Origin of the sequence: Streptomyces sp. NPDC001373 (genome assembly GCF_042895815.1) — a bacterium.
In the GTDB taxonomy this organism is placed as follows: Bacteria; Actinomycetota; Actinomycetes; order Streptomycetales; family Streptomycetaceae; genus Streptomyces.
In genome coordinates this window covers 1-1490 of sequence record NZ_JBIAWQ010000064.1, presented here as the reverse complement: position 1 = coordinate 1490, position 1490 = coordinate 1, and the positions used below count along the sequence as shown (strand labels likewise).

1 protein-coding gene is annotated in these 1490 nt (G+C 69.1%); it reads left to right on the top strand.

What is annotated here, in order from left to right:
- Window positions 1–301: 301 nt before the first annotated feature.
- On the top strand, window positions 302–1399 hold the full coding sequence (locus ACFY15_RS36870; RefSeq protein ID WP_390827085.1) for a trypsin-like serine protease: 1098 nt from the start codon (window positions 302–304) through the stop codon (window positions 1397–1399).
- Window positions 1400–1490 lie beyond the last annotated feature (91 nt).

The following is a 1490-nucleotide window of genomic DNA, read 5'->3' as shown; positions in this document are numbered from 1 at the left end:
ACCTCACGCCCCACGAAACCCGCCTGCGCTACCGGCAAGACCAGGCCCTCACGGCATAACGACACCATGTCCAAGATCACGGGGAAACTTCAAGCCGCGCGTCCCCCACCAGATCGCTCACACCCCACCAACGACCCAGAACCCAAACCGTTTCGGATCAATAACACCGGCGGCGCCCACTCGCATCGCGCCACCCACACCGCCCCATTCCCTTGAATCCGCCGCCCGAGGGGCCGGCCGACGCCCTGGCATGCGTGTGAACGTTCCCGCATGCCCGCGCTCCGTTGTCGAAGGAAGAAGCATGTCTGCATCCCGACCGCGCGCAGCGCGGATCTCCGGCCTGTTGGCCGCCACCGCTGTGATGTCGGTGAGCCTTGTCGTTCCGGCCACTCCCGCCCTGGCGGTGGCCGGCCCCGAGGCCGCCGCCGGCCGGCTCCCGTCCGTCGTGAAGCTCAACCTGGGCGATGAGGCCGACTCCCCTGCGTGTACGGGTTCGCTGGTCGACCGTTTCTGGGTACTGACGGCCGCGAGCTGTTTCGCGAGCACGCCCGGTACGCCGGTTCCGGCGGGCAAGCCGGCCCTGAAGGCCACCGCGACGCTCAGCGACGGCAAGACCGTCGAGATCACCGAGATCGCCCCGCGTGACGACCGCGACGCCGTCCTGGTCCGGCTGGCCACCGCCGTCACGACCATCAAACCGGCGACACCGGCCGCCGCCGCGCCGGTCGTGAACGCCGAGCTGACCGCGGCCGGGTTCGGCCGTACGAAGACCGAGTGGGTACCGGACAAGCTCCACACCGGCACCTTCACGGTCAACTCCAGCACTCCCACCACCCTCGCCGTCACCGGCAAGGGCACCGACGTACTCTGCAAAGGCGACACCGACGGCCCGCTCGTCAACGCCGCCGGGGAGCCCGCCGGCATCAACTCCCGCTCCTGGCAGGGCGGCTGCCTCGGAACTCCCGCGACCGAGACCCGTACCGGCGCCATCTCCACCCGCACCGACGACCTCGCCCGGTGGATCAGCACCACTGCGTACCACGCCCCGGCAACCGCCAGCGACTTCAACGGTGACGGGAAGTCCGACATCGCCCTCACCGGCGGCCAGGGTTGGACCTGCCTGCCGGTCGCGACGTCAAAGGGCGACGCGACGTTCAGCGTCTCCTGCAACGCCCCCGGGATGGACTGGGGCAACTGGGCGGCGACGCCGAACGTGAAGGTCGTCTCCGGTGACTTCAACGGTGACGGCAAGACCGACCTCGCGCTGACCGGCGGTGCGGACTGGACCTGCCTGCCCATCGCGATGTCCAAGGGCGACGGCACCTTCAACGTCACCTGCAACACCCCCGGCCTCAGCTGGGGCAACTGGGCCGCCGAATCCGGCGTGAAGGTCGCCTAAGGGGTGTCCCGTAACTGCTGGCCACAGATGAGATGATCTTGCTGTGGCTGGTGTGATCACGGCGTCCGAGCCGTCCTGGATAGCCCCGTTC

Excerpts from the sequence above, each read along its gene's own strand:
- ACFY15_RS36870 (WP_390827085.1), top strand. The coding sequence starts at position 302 with ATGTCTGCATCCCGACCGCGCGCAGCGCGGATCTCCGGCCTGTTGGCC.